The organism is Moorena sp. SIO3A2 (assembly GCF_010672265.1).
GTDB lineage: Bacteria > Cyanobacteriota > Cyanobacteriia > Cyanobacteriales > Coleofasciculaceae > Moorena > Moorena producens.
Genome location: NZ_JAAHHC010000003.1, coordinates 166,058 through 184,861, shown reverse-complemented (window position 1 = coordinate 184,861; position 18,804 = coordinate 166,058). Strand labels below are relative to the sequence as shown.

The following is an 18,804-nucleotide window of genomic DNA, read 5'->3' as shown; positions in this document are numbered from 1 at the left end:
AATTTTGAATTGATAATTTTGAATGGCAGCGAAGCGATGTTCGAGGGAGCATGTCACTTATGCAGCAACATTAGTACGCTTATCTGGGGAATGGGGAATGGGGAATGGGGAATGGGGAATGGGGAATGGGGAATGGGTAATAGGTAATGGGTAATAGGTAATAGGGGGAGCATGTCAGAAATGCCGAATATTTTTACCATTACTATAGCCCCCTCATGGGTAATTGCTTGCTCATATGGTACATAGTTGATCTGTTCTGCAACTAATACCGGCTTATTAACATAATTTTTGTTTTTTTGTCAAGTAGTTCATTTGTTCGGCTTCTTTGACCTGCTCCCGATGTTCTACCCCCACGAATGAATTCGGGGGGTATTTTTGAATTTTGAATTGATAATTTTGAATGGTCGCGAAGGGATTGACTCAAAAAGGTTTCTATGCTTTAAATACAATAGCTGGATCAATACGAGTCACCTTTTGGATAGCGAACAAACCCGAAGTTACACACATTACCACAGTTATGCCAAAAACACCTGTGGCAGATAATGGTGTGATTAAAAGAATAATTCCTTTTGATTTAACCCATACACTCAACCCCCAGCAAAGGAGCATACCAGGCACATAACCAAGAACAGCCATCCACAATGCTTGTTCCACAATAACACTATAAATAAACCGGTCCGGTGCGCCCATCGCCTTTAGGGTACCAAACTCTTTGATATGGTCAGAAACCGAGGCGTAGAGAATCTGAGTGACAACTACCATGCCAACAATCACTCCCACAACAGCACCTAGACCCAATACAAAACCAAGACCTGTTCGCACCTGCCAGTAATTTCGGGTCTTGCGTGCCATCTCAACCTTCGTATAAGCACGAGTCCCGGGTAAAGCAGCGTCTAAATTCTGCTTGAGTTCCTCAAGATCCTGACCTAGTTTAGCCTTTACCATGATATAGGTAATGGGGTCTGTTAGGCTCAAAGGTGTAGGTTCAGGAATCTCCGACTCATCAGACTTATTCAAAGACTTTGACTTTTCGTAAATAGTGGTACACTGCAAATTATCTGAAGATTCTACAGTGCAGTTAAGCTTAGAGGTATAGCTGGTGTTGATATAGGTATTGGCATTTTCTAAGGAAGTAAATAAGAATGGGCTAGCTACAAGGGATTGACTATCTGTGGTTAAGCCGACCAATCGAGCAGGCAAGAAATTAACCGTAGCGGTATCACCGATATCTTTCACATTGAGCGTCGGTAATCTGCTTTGATCCACCATAATGGTATAAGGCTCCTTAAGGGTCTTCAGTCTACCCCGAGTGATTTTTCCGGGTTGGAACAGTGTTCCCCCTAGGTCAAATCCAATCAACGTAACAGGACTGGTATCTCCCTTAAGAGGACGCCATCGACCTGACCCCATGAGTAGTGCTTCTGCTCGCTCCACACCTTTGACTCGTTGGGCTTGATCCAGCTGATTCTTTAAAAGTGGCTCGGTTAGCTCAAACTGAACCATTCGCTCAGAACTTACCCATATATCTGCCTCCGACCCCTCAATCAGAAGAACTGTAGAGCGAGTGAACCCGTTGAGTATACCAGTTTGGATGGTGACTAGGCTAACGGCAAACATAATTCCTGCTTGAGCCACCAGAAAGCGAGGGATGTCTGCCCAGAGGTTTTTGCGAGCAATAGAGACCATAGAAGATCATGCCGAGAGAACTTTTAAGTAATATCACGTGCGAGAGCATAGAAATTGTAAGGTGTGGGTTTTTGGTCATTGTTATTTCTCCCAACCTTGGGTTCGAAGAAGACCTGATCGCAAGCGCCAGCCACGAAAACTATTCCATGGGCATACTCTCTTGATTTAAAAAGCTTCCAGAAATTAATAGGGCAAGGGTTTCATGGGTGTAGCGCGTTCTTCTGAATGCTTACAGTCAAAGTCATAAAGCCAGTGTAACTCATAGACTTTTAATTAACTAACATTAACTAACCAGTAAATTTTTGTAAATCCCTGCCAAGATGGCAACATGGCTCAGTGGCAAGAGTCATACATTTCAGTAGTTTTCTGGCATAGAAGGTCATAAATAATCAAAAACTTCGGTCAATGGGTAAATACCCCATAGTCTATATCGTGTAATTTGTGTAAACTCACGGATACATCAACCTCATAAAATTCTGTAGCATTGAGCTAGCAGTTACCTGATCAATCATAGGTTACTTGTGCATCTCGGTGAAAGTCTTTAACTGTTCCCGGTGTTTTTTCTTGCCTATGGTTAAGAAAGCCTCTTCCCAATCCGCAAATTATTCCGGTAATGGCAGCACTAGGACAATCAGTTTTGCTGACAACGGCAATCAGGTAAACCAAAGGCAATGATGGCGATAGAACAAAATTATCCTCTAATTCCAATCAAAGAGTTTACTTCCGTCAAACAAGCTGGGTTGTTTGAAATTTTGAAGCAGCCTCGGTTTAGCGGTCAACTCATTCTTAGTGATCCTAGTAAACAAGAATGGATATTTCACATTTATATGGGTCGCCTCATGTATGCTACCGGAGGGACTCATCCAGTGAGACGGTGGCGTAGAAACCTACTCATTCACTGTCCTCAGACATCTGCTCAGCTTTCATCACTGCAAGAGGATCTAGCTAATACCAATTGGGAAGATGTCAATGTCTGTTGGGACTATCATTTACTATGCCTATGGGTAGATCTGCACAAGGTTACCCGTGATCAAGCTATCAAAATGATTCAGTCTGTCATGGTAGAAATACTTTTTGATGTTACCCAAGGCATGCAGATCACCTATCAAATCAAACCAGATTCCTCATCATCATTATCATCATTCTTTAAACCACTGGTCTTGATTGACGCAGAGCAAGTCATCCATGAAGCTGATGAACTTTGGGAAGCTTGGCAAAGTGCTCGTGTAGCAGACCGCTGCCCTAATCGGGCACCAATTATCAGGCAGCCCGAACAACTGAGAGTTAAAACATCCCCTCAGGCTTATCAAACTATGACCAAGCTGTTGAATGGACAATATACCCTACGAGACTTGGCCATACTAATGAAACGGGATGCTAGGGCAGTTACTCTCTCCATTCTGCCTCACCTGCAATCAGGATTAGTGGAACTGATAGATATTCCGGATTTACCTGCTCCAGTTTCACTACCTCCGAACGAAACATCGGTCAAAATTGTACCTGAGCAGAAACCTTTGATTGCATGTGTGGATGATAGTCCCCTGATCTGCCAAAGCATGGAAAAAATTCTTACCTCAGAAGGCTATCGCTTTGTGGCTATTAATGATGCACTTAGGGCGATCGCTACTTTGTTAGCTACTAAGCCAGAGTTGATATTTTTAGATCTGGTCATGCCCAATGCTAATGGCTATGAAATTTGCGGTCAATTGCGCAGGCTCTCCTTTTTCCGCAATACTCCGATCGTAATTTTGACCGGTAACGACGGCATCATCGACCGTGTGAGAGCGAAGATGGTTGGCTCCTCAGATTTTATGAGTAAACCCATCAATCCTGAAGAAGTATTGAGCGTTATCATTAAACATCTTAAACAAGTTAATTATAATTGACTAGATAGCCGAAATTTAAGTGTTTACAAAAAAATATGTTTAAACACTTGCTTACTTGATTATAATTTTAGAGTTATTTAAATCGGATAAAAATGGTTACCGCATTAATTGTTGAAGATTCATTAACTGATCTAGAAATTTTCAGAGGTTATCTCAAGGAAAATGGGTTTAATGTATTAACTGCCCATAATGGCTCAGAAGCCCTAGAAAAAATTAGCAGTAATCAGCTGGATTTGATTGTCCTTGATGTTGTCCTTCCGGATCGCAGTGGTTTTGAAATTTGTCGAACCCTTAAAAATGAAGCTAAGACAAGCCAAATACCTGTGATAATCTGCTCCACCAAAGATACTGAAATGGATAAATTTTGGGCGTTGAAGCAGGGAGCAGATGCTTACCTGTATAAACCTGTTGATAACGCAGAACTCCTAAAAATCATTAACCAACTGGTCAAGGGCTAAATCTGAGCTATAAAGAAAGAGAGATCATCATGGTATCCAAGTTTGTCCCAGCATTAGCTTCCCCGTCATCAGCCACTGAAACTGCTGCGAATGAAATTAGACAGCAGTTTCTGCGGTTTCATCTGGTACCTGATACTACTGCTTTAATGCCAATTAATCAGCTGACTGAAGTGCTGACCATTGCTGTTGGTCAAATTATTCCAATTGCCCATATGCCACCTTGGGTGATGGGTGTTTACAACTGGCGGGGTGAAGTTCTTTGGATGGTCGATCTCGGACACATTGTCGGACTAACTCCTTGGCATCAGCAACCGGTAAATACATCACACTACACCTCCTTAGTGTTGCATATCCAGTCTCATGATCCTAAGTCCATTAAATACAACCAAATGCTAGGGTTGGTCGTCAACCGGGTAGAGGACATTGAATGGTGCAATCCCGATTTGATTCAACCTCTGCCATCATCAAGCCTGAATCCTGAATTGGCAAAGTTTTTACAGGGATATTGGCTGAAACATGGTGGTGAAATGCTAGTAGTTTTTGATGGCAAACTAATTTTTGATACCAAGTTTTAATCCTACTATTCAGCGACGGTAACCTGAACGTATTATTCCATAATCAATCATCACAACTAATTATAGATGATGATTCGTTAATTACTTATAACGGTAATAAAAAAAATACTGGGATAAAAAATAAGTGTTTTATAAAAAATAAACGAATACTTTTCATTATAATAATAATGCCAACAATACAAATAATAATGATATGGTAAAATCCCAAAAGGCGCTGGTTAAGACACTCTTGCCTGAGTCAACTATTCCTAACGTTAAATTGCGGGTTGTTCAAGAGTTAACAGAAACTGATACCGAGGTAAACCATTTGCCAGACCAAGATATCAACCCAGGAGATCAGCTTCTGGAACTGGTTAAAACTGAAAAAAAAAATCAGAAGAATAAAAATACTCTCAGCCGCCAGTTGTTGACAACGATTATGCCAACGGTATTGATTCCTCTGACTCTGGCTAGTCTAGTAAGTTACAGAATTGTTCACGACCATGACAAAGAGCGAAATAAATTACAGCAGCAGGAGCAAGCTCTAATTGCTGGTGAAGCAGCTAGCCAACTGATTAAGGATACCTTTACCGTACCAACCTTATTAGCTAGTAATCCTTTAGTCATCAAGGCAGCTCATGCTGGTAGCAAAACCGCAGAACAGCAAGAACTTCAGAAACTGGCTATTCACGAGATTGAATTACGTTTTCAAAACACAAAGCTCCTCCAACCCAATCCACAACTCAATAGTTACTTAAAGAAAATCGTCAAGGATGTAGGTCTAGGGGAATTATTTGTCACTGACCGCTATGGGTACAACATTGCTTATAGTAATCTCACCTCTGACTTTGTGCAAAGGGATGAAGACTGGTGGCAACAAGCCAAGCGTCAAGGGCGTTGGGTCAGTGAACTAGACTTTGATGATTCAGCTAATGTCTTTGGTTTTGATCTAGCTCAGGCAATCAAGGATCCTCAATCAGGAGAATTTCTTGGGGTGATTAAAGCTGTGCTACCCATGAATCAATTAGAGCAACTGTTCCCTTATCTAGAACATATCGGATTGATGGGTTCCCAACAAGTGCAGCTGATAGACACTAGCCAAGGCATGGTAATTAGTACCCTCACCCCTGAAGGTAGTCTGGATGAGGAGGAGATCATTGGAGGTGAAGCAGTTTGGGAAATTGCTAAGTTTTTAGTCCAGGCACCGACCCAGCTAACTATTAATACTAAGCAAGACTTCAATCGCTTCAAAGCTAAGTATTCACTAAAGGAAGCAAGACTTTCGACCTATACGAATAAAACGGGAAAGCAGGTAAAAATTGTTTACTTCCTCTATAAAGATAAGTTCTATACCATTGTGACTAACCCACAAACGGATTGGGTATCCGTTGCTTCCGTGGACAAATCAGAACAGCAAAACGCTGGTAATGAGTTAATCTTAGCGTTTGTCTTTATAGCCCTAGCCTTGGGAGCAGTGATTCTGGTAGTTGTTCTGCTTTTATCCCGCCGCCTATCTGCTCCTCTAAGTCAATTGTCTGATACAGCCAAGGAGGTGGCTGCGGGTAATTTAGATGCGATTGCTCAACCGAGTGGTACCGCAGAAACCCAAACCCTGGCTCACACCTTTAATAAACTAGTAGCCCGGATTAAACTTCTGGTACAAGACCAAAGCCTTGAGGCTAAGCGTGCTAAGCAACTGAAAGACATTACGATTCAGCTAACTCAAGCCCTTGACCTCCAAGAGATCCTGGATATGGTAGTGCGAGGGAGCCGACAAGGGCTGGATGCGGATCGAGTGGTTGTCTATCGCTTTGACCCCAATGGGAAAGGTACTGTCATTGCTGAATCCCTGGCTGCGGGTTGGCCCCAGGCTCTCGGTGCGGAAATTGCTGACCCTTGCTTTGCAAAGAATTACGTGGATAAGTACATCCAAGGTCGAGTTAAGGCAACACCCAATATTTATGAAGCTGGTCTGAACCGGTGTCACCTGAAACAGTTAGAACCCTTTGCGGTCAAAGCCAATTTAGTTACCCCGATTCTCGTTGAAGGGGAACTCTTAGGCTTATTAATTGCTCACCAATGCAGTGAACCTCGGACCTGGCAAGCCTCAGAAATCGATTTCTTAACCCAAGTAGCTAACCAAGTGGGAGTAACCCTTGACCGGATCAACCTCTTGGAACGGCAAAGAATTGCTGAAGCCGAGCAACGGACGGCTAAAGAGCAGCTTCAAAAACGAGCACTGGAATTGCTGATGGAAGTAGACCCAGTTAGTAAAGGAGACCTCTCGATCCGTGCCCGTGTAACCGCCGATGAATTGGGAACTGTTGCTGATTCCTACAACGCTACCATTGAAAGCTTGCGCAAACTTGTGGTGCAAGTGCAACAGGCAACCAAGCAAGTTACCACCACCACTACTCAAGATGAAGCAGCGATTCGAGAACTATCCACAGAAGCCTTGCGACAGTCGGAGGAAATTACTGCAGCCTTACAACGAATTCAAGACATGACGACTTCAACTCAAGCTGTGGCTGCCAGAGCCTCTGAAGCTGAAGCTGCAGTCAAACAAGCGGCTCAGACAGTCGAAGCTGGGGATACTGCTATGAACCGCACTGTGGAAGGCTTTATGGCGATTCGGGAAACTGTAGGCAGCACTGCCAAGAAGGTCAAACGTCTTGGGGAATCGTCCCAAAAGATTTCTAAAGTAGTTAACCTGATTAGTAACTTTGCAGCTCAAACCAACTTGCTAGCCTTAAATGCTTCTATTGAGGCAGCTCGTGCTGGGGAAGAAGGTCGAGGCTTTGCGGTGGTTGCTGATGAAGTGCGAGCCTTAGCCCATCAATCAGCAGAAGCAACGGCAGAAATCGAAAAAATTGTGGCACAAATCCAGATGGAAACCAATGAGGTGGTAGCTGCCATGGAAGCTGGTACTGAACAAGTGGTAGGAGGCACAAAACTGGTGGATGACACCAGGCAGAGTTTGAATCAAATCACTGAAGTAATGGTCAAGATTAATGAGTTGGTCGAAGCGATCGCTACCGTAACTGTTGAGCAAACTCAAACAAGCGTTTCAGTGACTCAGACTATGACTAATGTGGCAGCGATCGCTAATCATACCTCCATAGAAGCGTTGCAGGTATCCCACTCTTTTAAACAACTGCTTACAGTTGCCGAGCAACTGCAAGATAGTGTAGGCAAGTTCAAGGTGAGTTAGTGTTCTTAGTCAATTTTTAATTTTTAATTTTTAATTTTTAATTTTTAATTTTTAATTTTTAATTTTTAATTTTTAATTTTTAATTTTTAATTCTTAATTGCCATTTTCAAAGCAACTGTGATCTCAACAATATTGACTGGAAATTATATGGCTGTAACTCCTGAAATTTTTCAGTCACCCCGAGTTAGGCAATGGTGGCAGCGATGTCCAAATCCTGGACGTCTTGACAAGGATAAACTACCTATTTTTAATTAATTAATTGGGCGTATTCCATGACTAAAATCCCTCCTCATAATAACTCCCTTAAGGATAACAATGGTCACCAGATTGATACTAATTATATTAAGTTATCAGATAAATTATCTGATAATTTTTCAGAAAATGGTGATAATGGCAGCTACCAAGCTTTGCTTCTGTCAACATTTACTCGGAAAACTAAACTGGGTAAATCACTGCTACTACCCCAATTAATCCAGTCAAAGGTTGCACCAGCCCACAAACTTCCATCTTTATTTTTTCAATGGTTTTATAACCTTCCTATACAAAGGAAGCAGCTTTTCGCCCTGTTGACGTCAGAAGTGATCTCCGTAGTTGGCTTAGCAGGTGTGGGGGCTTTTTTGATTGTTACAGGAGGTCGTGCTCAGTTAATCAACCAAGCCACATCAGAATTGGCGGTTATGGATATTATCTATAATATCAAAATTAATCAGATGGGGTTTGGCTTTCGGGGACAAACTCACAATAGCGCAATTATTCAAGCGGTTCAAACCCATGCTCAAGGCAAACCCTTAACCCCCGGGTTGTTCAAACAAGTGAAAGATATTCTCCAGCAAGAAATCCAGACTCGTAGGATTGAATATGCCACGTTGGTTGGAAAGGATCGGCGAATTATTGTCAATGCTAATGCTGATCGAACTGGGGAGTTTTTCGATCCCAACGACTTAGTCAGTCAGGTTCTGGAAAATCCTCAGCAAATTAAAACCAGTGAACTAGTCAGCTGGTCTGAGCTTGCTAAAGAGTCTCCCTTTCTACCTGCTGGGATTGTCCAGCAAAACAATCTCTTGATTCGCTACACCGTGACACCGATTAGAGCCACCGACACAGGAGCAGTTTTGGGAGTATTGGTTTCTGGGGATATTGTCAATGGCAAGCTGCCTATCGTCGAGGATACCCTAAAGTCTTTTGGGGGAGGTTATAGTGCGGTATATCTACGTCAAGCCGATGGTCAATTCGTCTTGGTAACTGCCTTAGATCAGGGTGAAAGTACCAATTTAGCAGAAGCTCAACCGAACGTCTTCTTGCCCGATACCCCTTTCCTGAATCAAGCGGTAACAGCTCAGGGTAATCCGATTACCAAACGCATCAATATAGGGAGACAAACCTATACAGTCGCTGCCAAGACGCTAAATAATTTTAGTGGTAAGCCAGTTGCCCTTTTGGTAAGGGGAACCTCAGAAGCTCAACTCAACTTCCTGCTCAGCAACAAGCTACTCCTACAGTTGGTAGTAGTCATCTTAGCTTTAACCGCTAATCTATTACTAGCTATTCTTCTAGGACGAGCCATTACTAAACCTATCCAGCAGCTACAAAACTTAGCCGAGCAATTTGCTCAAGGGTCACGCCAAGTCCGAAGCAATCTGATCACTAACGATGAGATCGGTAAGCTAGCTAGGACCTTTAATAAAATGGCTGAGAGTGTTACCAGTCAGGAAAACCTGGTACATCGAGAGGCAAATCGGACACAGGTCATTATTAACCTTGCTGCTACCCCCATGGACAAATCTCTCGACCTCAAAGCTCTTTTCCAAGAAGCGGTGGAAACAGCCCTCAATCAGTTAAATGCGGACCGGGTAGTTATCTACCGCCTGAATCCTGATGGTAGTGGCTACATTGGATTCGAGACAGTTCAACCCGGTTGGCCCAAAGCAATTGAAAATATGGTTGAGGATAGGATTGAGAAGAAAATTGAAGATGCTTGTATTCCACAGCAACTGATTGATGGCTACAAACATGGGCGTGTCATTGCCACCAATAATGTATTTGAAGCAGGTTTCCATCGTGACCACGAGAAGTTGATGGAACGATTGCAAATCAAAGCAAATTTAGTGACACCAATTGTCCACGGAGAAACACTCTACGGTTTACTTATTGCTCATCATTGTAGGGCCCCACACCAGTGGCAAGAGTCTGAAATCATTTTCCTGACGCAGTTATCTGTTCAGCTGGGCAATGTTATGCAGCGAGCCACATCCTTAGAACAAATGGAGGCAGCCCGCCAAAAAGCCGAAAATCTTGCTCAGGAACAGCGCCAGCTCAAAGAGGAGCTGCAAAAGCGTGCTCTAGAACTGTTGATGGAAGTAGAGCCAGTTAGTAAAGGAGACCTCACTATTCGAGCCCAAGTGACTGCCGATGAATTGGGAACTATTGCCGATTCCTACAATGCTACCATCGAAAGCTTGCGGAAACTTGTACTGCAAGTCCAACAGGCAACCAAGCAAGTCACTAGCACCACTACTCAAGATGAAGCAGCCATCCGAGAGCTATCCACAGAAGCTTTACGACAGGCGGAGGAAATTGCTAATGCTTTACAAAAAATTCATGACATGACAGTCTCAACTCGCTCTGTGGCTGCCAGTGCCTCTGAAGCCGAAGCCGCAGTCAAACAAGCAGCTCAGACGGTGGAAGCTGGGGATGCTGCTATGAACCTCACTGTGGAAGGTTTTATGGCGATTCGGGAAACTGTAGGTAGTACGGCTAAGAAGGTCAAACGTCTTGGGGAATCGTCCCAAAAGATTTCTAAGGTAGTCAACCTGATTAGTGGCTTTGCTGAGCAAACCAATATGTTAGCCCTCAATGCCGCTATTGAGGCGGCTCGTGCTGGGGAAGCTGGTCGAGGCTTTGCAGTAGTTGCTGATGAAGTACGAGCGTTGGCTCATCAATCGGCGGAGGCAACGGCGGAAATTGAAAAGCTGGTAGCAGACATTCAGGCGGAAACCAATGAGGTGGCAGCCGCTATGGAAGAGGGAACTGAGCAAGTGGTAGTTGGGACTCAACTGGTGGATGACACCAGGCAGAGTTTGAATCAAATTACTGCCGTAACGGTCAAGATCAATGAATTGGTCAAAGCAATTGCCATCACAGCTGTTGATCAAACCCAAGCAAGCGTTTCAGTTACTGAAACTATGACTGACGTAGCAGCGATCGCGAATAGAACATCCACAGAAGTCAGCCAAGTATCTAACTCGTTCAAAGAACTGCTAACAGTGGCTGAGGAACTGCAAGATAGTGTAGGCAAGTTCAAGGTGAGTTAGTGTCATTGTAGTTATTAGTTATGTTGTTAATGACCAATGACCAATGACCAATGACCAATTTGCAATTTTCTCTTGACCAATGACCAATGAAGAACCATGGCAACTCACTCTGAGATCCAAGACCAAGCCTATCAGTTTTTTATCGAAGAGGCACCAGAGCTGTTGCAACTGATCGAGACAGGTTTACTGAATCTCCAGCAAGAACGAAGCACGGCTAAAATCCACGATTTAATGCGAGCCGCTCACTCCATTAAGGGAGGTGCTGCCAGTGTTGGGCTAGAGGCAATTAAAACCTTGGCTCATCGTCTCGAAGATATCTTCAAGGCTTTCTACAGCGACGAGGTACAACTTGATACTGAGCTAGAAAGCTTGCTGCTCAAAGCTTATGACTGCCTCCGGAACCCCCTCATCCAGCAAATTCAGGAAGGCTATTTTGACCCAGAGCAAGCGCTAGCCAGTGCTCAATCCACTTATGCCCAGATTGAAGAACGACTCGGTGATGCCCTTACACAGGTTCATAACTACATTCCTAGTTCCGGTGACTTAGGTATTGATATTGTATCCTCTATTTTTGAGGTTGATGTGGCTCAGGGACTAGAACGTCTTGCTGCGGTTTTAGCCAATCCCCAAAATTATGAGGTCGTGGGGGAATTAAAGGCACAAGCAGAGGTATTTGCTGGCTTTGCCGAGTTACTGAACTTGTCCGGATTTGGCGCGATTGCCCAAACGGCTATAGCGGCAGTAGAGCAAAATCCCCACCAAGTCCTGAAAATTATTGAACTGGCCCTAGCTGATTTTACAACAGGACGAGCTGCTGTACTAGCAGGCGATCGCACTCAAGGGGGAAATCCCTCGACTGCTCTAGTTGCTTTAACACAAGCTCCTGCCGCTCCGACTAATGACATCACAAATAGTCTAAATACCACCTCTGAATTTGAAGATATCTTTAGTGACTTTAACCTAGGCGAAGCAACCAATGCCTTTGATGACTTTACCTTATCCGAGCAAACCGCTACCGAACCATCCCAACTCAATCCACTAGGTGAAGAGACTTTCGAGACCTCACCCACCCTTGCCGATCAGGAAACTGACCTAGATCAAGCAACTGTTGACCCACCATCTTGGAAGGTTACCGACTCAGCTGATGTTACTGATATTTTTAGTAACTTTAACCAAGATCAACAGACCTTACTCTTTGAAGACGTTGCTCTAGGCCAGGAAACCACTGCCCAGCAGCCCCAAGTGAAGCTGCCAGCTGAGGAAGTTCCTCTAACCCCACCCATTGTTGCTGATCTCAGAACTAGTGACTTGGGGCAAGCAAGTCTTGACCTACCATCTGATCAATCTACGCCTTCAGAGGATCAAGTTAACCCAGTCCAAGAGGCAGAAGCATCTTTCCCAGAGGAAACCATTTCCCCGACCCCAGAAACTGTCCCAGGCTCGGAGCAAGACCTGAGTAAATCTAAGGCTGACCCTACCCCAGGATCTAAACCAGTAGCGAACTCGCCCAATCCATCAAGCACTGCTTCTGCTCCCCGGAAGAACTCATCCCTAGAGGTACCAAAAACCCTGGAAGCCGCAGTAGAAAAGATTGAACAAATCTTTGAAAGCCTACCACCGCTCCAGGATATGCCTAAAGCAGATGTTCCATCACCACCAACGTTACCAGCAGCAGCATTCCTAGCCAATGAATTAGCTATTAACCAACCCACTAAATCGGCTAAATCCCAGCAGCATCAACCTAATCGACCTAATCAAGCTACTCCTAAGCCGTCAGACTATCCCAGCCAAAGTCCAACCTCTATCTCCCCCGAGAGTTCAGTCCGGGTTAACTTAAAGCGACTAGAACGGATGAACAATCTGGTAGGGGAACTGGTGATCAACCGCAATAGTATTGGGCTGCAAAATGAACAATTACAAGCAGCAGTGCGGGAACTTACCCAAAGATTTGACCTTTGTCAAACCATTGTTAGTCAATTACAAGACTTATCTGATCAGAGTCTAGCGAGTGCCTCAAGTGCTGGATCAATGGTCTCAAATCCTAGCTTTGCCTCCCTTAGTAAGAATGAGTGGAATCACCAAGGGACGAATTCTGTTGGTGAGAGAAACTCACCCCAGCAATCGGTAACCTGGTCAGGCCAAAAGAGCCTAGATAGTGAGTTAGACCCATTGAACAAACCCCTGTTTGATTCCTTGGAAATGGATAGCTATAGCAACGTCCATTCTTTGATCCAAGGACTACAGGAAGAAATGATGCTGCTTAAGGAAGCCGTGGGGGATATAACCCTATTTGCCCAGCAGTCTGATCAGACCTTGGAACAACAGCGGCAAATGCTTTCTCAGCTACGAGACGAACTGATGTGGGCGCGGATGTTGCCTCTGGGTCAAGTACTCAACCGCTTTCCCCGGGCTTTACGGGATCTTTCTACCCAACACCACAAGCCAGCCAAACTCAAGCTTAGTGGTACAGGAGTTTTGGTGGATAGAGCAGTCCTGGAAAAACTTTATGACCCCTTACTACATTTACTCCGGAATGCTTTTGATCATGGCATTGAATCCCCTGAAATTCGGCAGAAACGAGGTAAATCAGAGCAAGGACAAATTGAAATTCGAGCTTACCATAAAGGCAATCAAACCATCATTCAAGTCAAGGATGACGGTCAAGGTCTCAATATTGAACGCATTCGTAACCAAGTATTGGTCAAGGGATTGTTGTCAGCCAAACAAATTGCTAAAGCTCCTCCATCCCGCCTGTTAAAGATGATTTTTGAGCCAGGATTTTCTACCGCAGCTAAAGTCAGTGAACTGTCTGGTAGGGGAGTAGGTTTAGATGTAGTACGCTCTCAAATTCGAGCTCTCAAAGGTAAAATCTCTGTCACCTCATCCCCAGGTAAGGGTACAACCTTTACCCTACGCCTGCCGTTAACTCTAACCATTGCTAAATTACTAATTGCTACAGTCGGCCCAATTGTTATCGCTTTACCATCAGACAGTATTGAAGAAATTGTGGTTCCCAAGGGGGATCAGATGCAAAAATCTGGGACAAAACGGTTTTTGCTCTGGCGCGGACAAATGCTTCCCACTTATACCATGTCTGATCTTTTGGAATATAACTGTCCAGTCAGGGAAACCACTCCTAGCAAAGCTTTAGTCTATGTCCCCACTCCTGAAGATTGGGCATTACCTCTGGTAGTAATGCGTCGAGAGCAGCAGGCTTTTGCGTTAGAAATCGATCGCGTGATCACAGAGCAAGAGCTAGTGATTAAACCCTTTGGCAAAGCCCTTGCGGCTCCCAGTTATACCTATGGTTGTACCATCTTGGGGGATGGTAGTTTAATTCCGGTGATAGATGGTAACGCCCTGCTAGAGCAATTTTTAGCTCAAAGCCAGGAAGAGACTAAACCGAGAACCTTGTCCAATATACTCGAAGCTACCGCTAAGAAAAAGTCATCGGTTAACCGGACTCAAACTCCTGCTAAAACTGCTCCACTTCCCACAATTTTAATTGTGGATGATTCTACAGGTTTACGACGAACCTTGGCTATGAGCTTGCAAAAAGCGGGTTACCGAGTTTTACAGGCTCGGGATGGACAGGAAGCCTTGGAACAATTGCGGCAAAGTTCCAAAGTCCAGATGATAATTTGTGATATTGAAATGCCGAATATGAACGGTTTTGAGTTTCTTGGTCAACGTCGCCAAGACCCTCAGTTATCAAAAATTCCTATAGCCATGCTTACCTCCCGTAGCAGTGAAAAACATCAGCGTTTGGCAATGCATTTGGGTGCTAACGCTTACTTTACTAAACCTTATATTGAACAAGATTTTATTGGAAAAATCAAAAACATTATTGAACAAATTAAATCTTAATTTTAAGTATTAATTGATCAGCTAATGCGCTACTTGAGGTGCTATCAGTTATTCCTAATCAGCCTTTAGCAATAAGCAATAAGCAATTAGCTTATTGAGGGGTGTCCACGACTAATCAGTTACTTGCACCCAGATCCTTGAATTATCGTGCATCATTATACTTTTAATCCTAAGTTGACAAACTTAGTCTGGTGAGTTAATCCATTCAATTCCTATTGCTTCCAAATCCTGCTCAGAAGACTTGGAATCTTTAATCCTTCATACTTCTCCTAACACTATAGGAATGGGACATCATGAAAAATAACTTAATTTACTCCCAGCTTAATGATAATTATCTATCGCCAAATCAGAAGGCTACATCATTCTTGAAATTAGTGGTCTTTAGAATAGACAGCATCAATTTCGCCTTTCCGATTGAGTGTGTCAACAAAGTAATTAATTATACAACTGTTTATAGCAGTGGACTCAATGATATTGGCATTGCCCATATCGATGATCAGGAAATTCCTATTATCGACTTGCATCGCCGGTTATTTAAATCTAGCCAAATCAGCACTTCTAACCCAGGACGTTTCCTGCTGATTGCTCAAAATACGAGGGGTGAACGATTTGGTATCCTTGTACTCAAAACACCGAATTTGATAGAGGTTTCCGTGACTGATATTCGTACCCTACCAGAGTCTTTTCGTCAAGCTGATACCCTAGGAATTGCTAGTCATGTTGCGGTTATTCCCCAAGAAAATACATCTTTGACAGTCTTTTTGCTAGATGTTAATCAATTGCTGCCTTCGGTTTCTGAATAGGGAAAAGGTGAACAGGGAAAGGGAAAAGGGGTGAAGCATTGAGGAATCAGCTATGAGCTATCTTCGCCCCTAGCTTTATGGAATGGGAATAGTCCCAGTGGATGAGATTTCTGTTATACTTCAAATTATGTAATGGCTATCTGCCAGAATTAAAGGTTAAGCGGGAAGTCCCGCGCTCTATCCGTGCTTGATGAGCTTCCTATGGGAGAGCCTTTTTCTGGGAATTGTGCCAAGAAGTTGCTAGCATCAAAAACGCGCTTTGTCGATAACCAAGTCAAAAAACCTTGTTGCCAAAAAAACAACCAAGCAGAATCATCGGTCTTAGAAACTAGGACTGCTGCTGATGCCAGGAATATCAGACCTGGGTTTGGGCAACTAAATTTAGGCAATTCCTTGTTAAGTCGGAATCCAGTGCTTTAGCTTAAGCTCAGGGTCTGGTAGTTCACGGGTGTAGCTTCCACCTACGCTTCTATCTACGATGCATAGCACTATTGCTTAGCACTATAAGGGTGAAGTAGAAGCAGTCGGAACAAGTATCCGACAAAACGCATCTAGAGATAAGATGTAGCATAGTAAGTCTTATCTCTAGCAGTAGGACTTATGGCGAGTCCCTCTGATGTGAAACAAAACGTTTCTATTCAGTGTAGCTCGCGGGTGCGCAGATCAACCTGCCAGAATCCCCTAGCTTTAGCGATGGGGAGTCGTCAATTTCCAGCAGTACGACCTAAGAGTCTAGTCAACTGGTGCTGCTAAAGTTTAATATATGGTGTTTCCCAAAAAACTGATTAAGGGCGGCTCTAAAGTATCTAAAGTTATAGATTTACCTAAGTATGGTATACGCTCCATTCTTGCTAAAGGGGTGCAGATGGACTTCCAGTCAGGACAAAACCGTGTTCAAGTCCTCAAAGGAATTGACTGGGAAGTCAAACGTGGTGATATCCAACTTTTAATGGGACCGTCTGGCTCTGGCAAGACTACCCTTTTGTCAATCTTGGCCGGATTACTGACCCCGACCTTGGGAAAAGTCTATTTACTGGGTCAAGAAATTACCGGTATGTCTAGAACTAAGCTGGCAGAGTTTCGACGAGAACACATTGGCTTTATTTTCCAACACTTCAACCTATTTCCAGCTCTGACAGCAGCAGAGAATGTGGAAGTTGTGCTAAACATTAAGGGAATTCGGGGGGTAAATGCTCGACAGCAGGCAAAAACGTTATTAGAGCAGGTTGGTTTAGAGGGGAAAGGACATCTTAGACCAAGTGACTTGTCAGGGGGACAGAAGCAACGGGTAGCGATCGCGCGGGCTTTAGCTAAAGAGCCACCGCTAATTATGGCAGATGAGCCAACGGCAGCCTTGGACTCTCACAGTGGTCATACAGTCATTGAGTTGCTGCGTCGTCTGGCTAAGGATAAAGGCTGCACAGTGCTGATGGTAACCCACGATCCTCGTATTATCGATGTAGCTGACCAAGTGTCTTATATGGAAGATGGTATGTTGAAGGTTGAAGGTTGAAGGTTGAAGGTTTAAGGTTGAAGGTTGAGGGTTGAGAATTGAAGGTTGAAGGTTGAGGGTTGAGAATTGAAGGTTGAGGGTTGAAGGTTGAAGGTTGAAGGTTGAAGGTTGAAAGTTGAGGGGTGAAAGTTGAGGGGTGAGGGGTGAGTGTTAATGATTCACCCTCAACATCTTAGTTTTATTTGTACCTACCTAATTATGATGTGAATGGGCAATTTGCCAACACGACAAATTACTGTTCACTCTAGGCATCATAATCATGTTTATGGTAAATTTCTGGCTAGCTATAGGGGTTTTGGGACTGGGTTCTATTCTGTGGGTAGAACTGGTGCGAGACTTCTATCACCTCCTGTCCCATCACTGGACACCTCTGTATCGCTTGCATGTGTGGCATCATCGGGTCTTCCGTCAGGATTTAACTGCTGTCAGTGATACCATTTATCGACAGGCGCACTGGCGTAATGATGTGCCAGAAGCGTTGGTTATGCTAATGTTAGGCTTGGTGGTATGGTGGTTGGCTTATACCTGGACACCAAATCTGCATTGGGCAGCTTTGGCTGGTTCTGTGTACACTATGGTATTTCTATTTGGTGCGATCGCTCGTGGCTATGGCATCAAGGGAGCCGATAAGTTGACTGATGGAACCCACCTTCCGGGTCCATTCCTCTGTCCTCCTTCCCCTTGGATGGTGAATCGCAGCTACCATTGGCGACATCACTTTGATAACCAAAAGGCTTACTATGGCGGCACATTGACTTTAGTAGACAAACTGATGGGGACAGCACTATCGCTCCAAGGAAAAACTATTGCAGTGACGGGAGCATCGGGAACTCTGGGACAGTCACTATTGTACCATCTCCAGCAACGGGGAGCAAAAGTGATTGCTCTGACCTCCCAAGAACAAACTGTTACTTTAAGTGTCAATGGTGAAAGCTTGCCAGTAAAAACCTTCACTTGGCAAGTGAGTAAAGAGTCAGAACTAGCCCCACATTTGGAAAATGTGGATATTCTAATTCTCAATCACGGCATCAATGTTCATCAAGAACGGACAGCCGATGCGATCGCAAAATCCTACGAGGTCAACACATTATCAAGTTGGCGGTTGCTAGAGATGTTTTTATCCACGGTTCGGACGAACCAAGATATTGCTCGCAAGGAAGTTTGGGTTAATACTTCGGAAGCGGAAGTTAATCCAGCTTTTAGTCCTTTGTATGAACTGAGCAAACGTACCCTAGGAGACCTAGTTACCCTGCGTCGTCTAGATGCTCCTTGTGTAGTACGTAAAGTAATCCTCGGACCATTTAAAAGTAATCTCAATCCAGTTGGGGTCATGTCAGCGGATTGGGTAGCCAAGCAAATCCTTAATCTAGCCACTCGTGATGTCCGTAACATCATTGTGACGATTAATCCTATAACCTATTTAGCGTTTCCAGTCAAGGAATTTTTTGTCAGCCTATACTATAGGCTGTTTAGTCATTAGTCCTTAGCAACTTGGGTTAATTATTATTAATTAGT

13 protein-coding genes are annotated in these 18,804 nt (G+C 43.9%); 11 read left to right on the top strand and 2 right to left on the bottom strand.

Annotated features, from left to right (window positions below; translation table 11 throughout):
* Positions 1 to 22: 22 nt before the first annotated feature.
* Entirely contained in the window at positions 23 to 154 is a 132-nt protein-coding gene (locus tag F6K64_RS05185; RefSeq protein ID WP_287251651.1) for a hypothetical protein, read from the top strand.
* A gap of 278 nt (positions 155 to 432) precedes the next feature.
* On the opposite strand, the gene F6K64_RS05180 is transcribed toward F6K64_RS05185, so the two are convergent.
* Both F6K64_RS05180 and F6K64_RS05175 read right to left on the bottom strand, forming a co-directional pair.
* Entirely contained in the window at positions 433 to 1,686 is a 1,254-nt protein-coding gene (locus tag F6K64_RS05180; RefSeq protein ID WP_008186500.1) for an FtsX-like permease family protein, read from the bottom strand.
* Between the two features lie 504 nt (positions 1,687 to 2,190).
* Positions 2,191 to 2,352, bottom strand: coding sequence for a hypothetical protein (locus tag F6K64_RS05175; protein WP_287251652.1), 162 nt, complete (start codon positions 2,350 to 2,352; stop codon positions 2,191 to 2,193).
* Between the two features lie 5 nt (positions 2,353 to 2,357).
* On the opposite strand from F6K64_RS05175, the gene F6K64_RS05170 reads away from it, so the two are divergent.
* From F6K64_RS05170 to F6K64_RS05125, 10 genes are all read left to right on the top strand, one after another.
* Complete coding sequence (locus F6K64_RS05170) at positions 2,358 to 3,572, top strand: response regulator (RefSeq protein WP_008186497.1); 1,215 nt, start codon at positions 2,358 to 2,360, stop codon at positions 3,570 to 3,572.
* A gap of 92 nt (positions 3,573 to 3,664) precedes the next feature.
* Positions 3,665 to 4,030, top strand: a complete 366-nt coding sequence (locus F6K64_RS05165) for a response regulator transcription factor (RefSeq protein WP_008186495.1) — start codon at positions 3,665 to 3,667, stop codon at positions 4,028 to 4,030.
* 29 nt (positions 4,031 to 4,059) lie between these two features.
* Positions 4,060 to 4,605: a chemotaxis protein CheW gene (locus F6K64_RS05160; RefSeq protein WP_008186493.1), complete on the top strand. Its 546-nt coding sequence runs from the start codon at positions 4,060 to 4,062 to the stop codon at positions 4,603 to 4,605.
* A gap of 193 nt (positions 4,606 to 4,798) precedes the next feature.
* Entirely contained in the window at positions 4,799 to 7,795 is a 2,997-nt protein-coding gene (locus tag F6K64_RS05155; RefSeq protein ID WP_008186491.1) for a methyl-accepting chemotaxis protein, read from the top strand.
* A 272-nt stretch (positions 7,796 to 8,067) separates the two neighbouring features.
* Complete coding sequence (locus F6K64_RS05150) at positions 8,068 to 11,106, top strand: methyl-accepting chemotaxis protein (RefSeq protein ID WP_287265024.1); 3,039 nt, start codon at positions 8,068 to 8,070, stop codon at positions 11,104 to 11,106.
* A 96-nt stretch (positions 11,107 to 11,202) separates the two neighbouring features.
* Positions 11,203 to 14,973, top strand: coding sequence for a hybrid sensor histidine kinase/response regulator (locus F6K64_RS05145; RefSeq protein WP_287265022.1), 3,771 nt, complete (start codon positions 11,203 to 11,205; stop codon positions 14,971 to 14,973).
* Between the two features lie 293 nt (positions 14,974 to 15,266).
* On the top strand, positions 15,267 to 15,776 hold the full coding sequence (locus tag F6K64_RS05140; protein ID WP_287265021.1) for a chemotaxis protein CheW: 510 nt from the start codon (positions 15,267 to 15,269) through the stop codon (positions 15,774 to 15,776).
* A 201-nt stretch (positions 15,777 to 15,977) separates the two neighbouring features.
* Entirely contained in the window at positions 15,978 to 16,196 is a 219-nt protein-coding gene (locus F6K64_RS05135) for a hypothetical protein (RefSeq protein ID WP_008186483.1), read from the top strand.
* A 343-nt stretch (positions 16,197 to 16,539) separates the two neighbouring features.
* The gene (locus F6K64_RS05130; RefSeq protein WP_008186482.1) at positions 16,540 to 17,289 is read left to right on the top strand and encodes an ABC transporter ATP-binding protein; all 750 of its coding nucleotides are present in this window, start codon (positions 16,540 to 16,542) and stop codon (positions 17,287 to 17,289) included.
* A gap of 265 nt (positions 17,290 to 17,554) precedes the next feature.
* Positions 17,555 to 18,769 carry a bifunctional sterol desaturase/short chain dehydrogenase gene (locus tag F6K64_RS05125; protein ID WP_044493842.1) on the top strand — a complete coding sequence of 405 codons (1,215 nt, stop codon included), beginning with the start codon at positions 17,555 to 17,557 and terminating at the stop codon, positions 18,767 to 18,769.
* Positions 18,770 to 18,804: the final 35 nt, after the last annotated feature.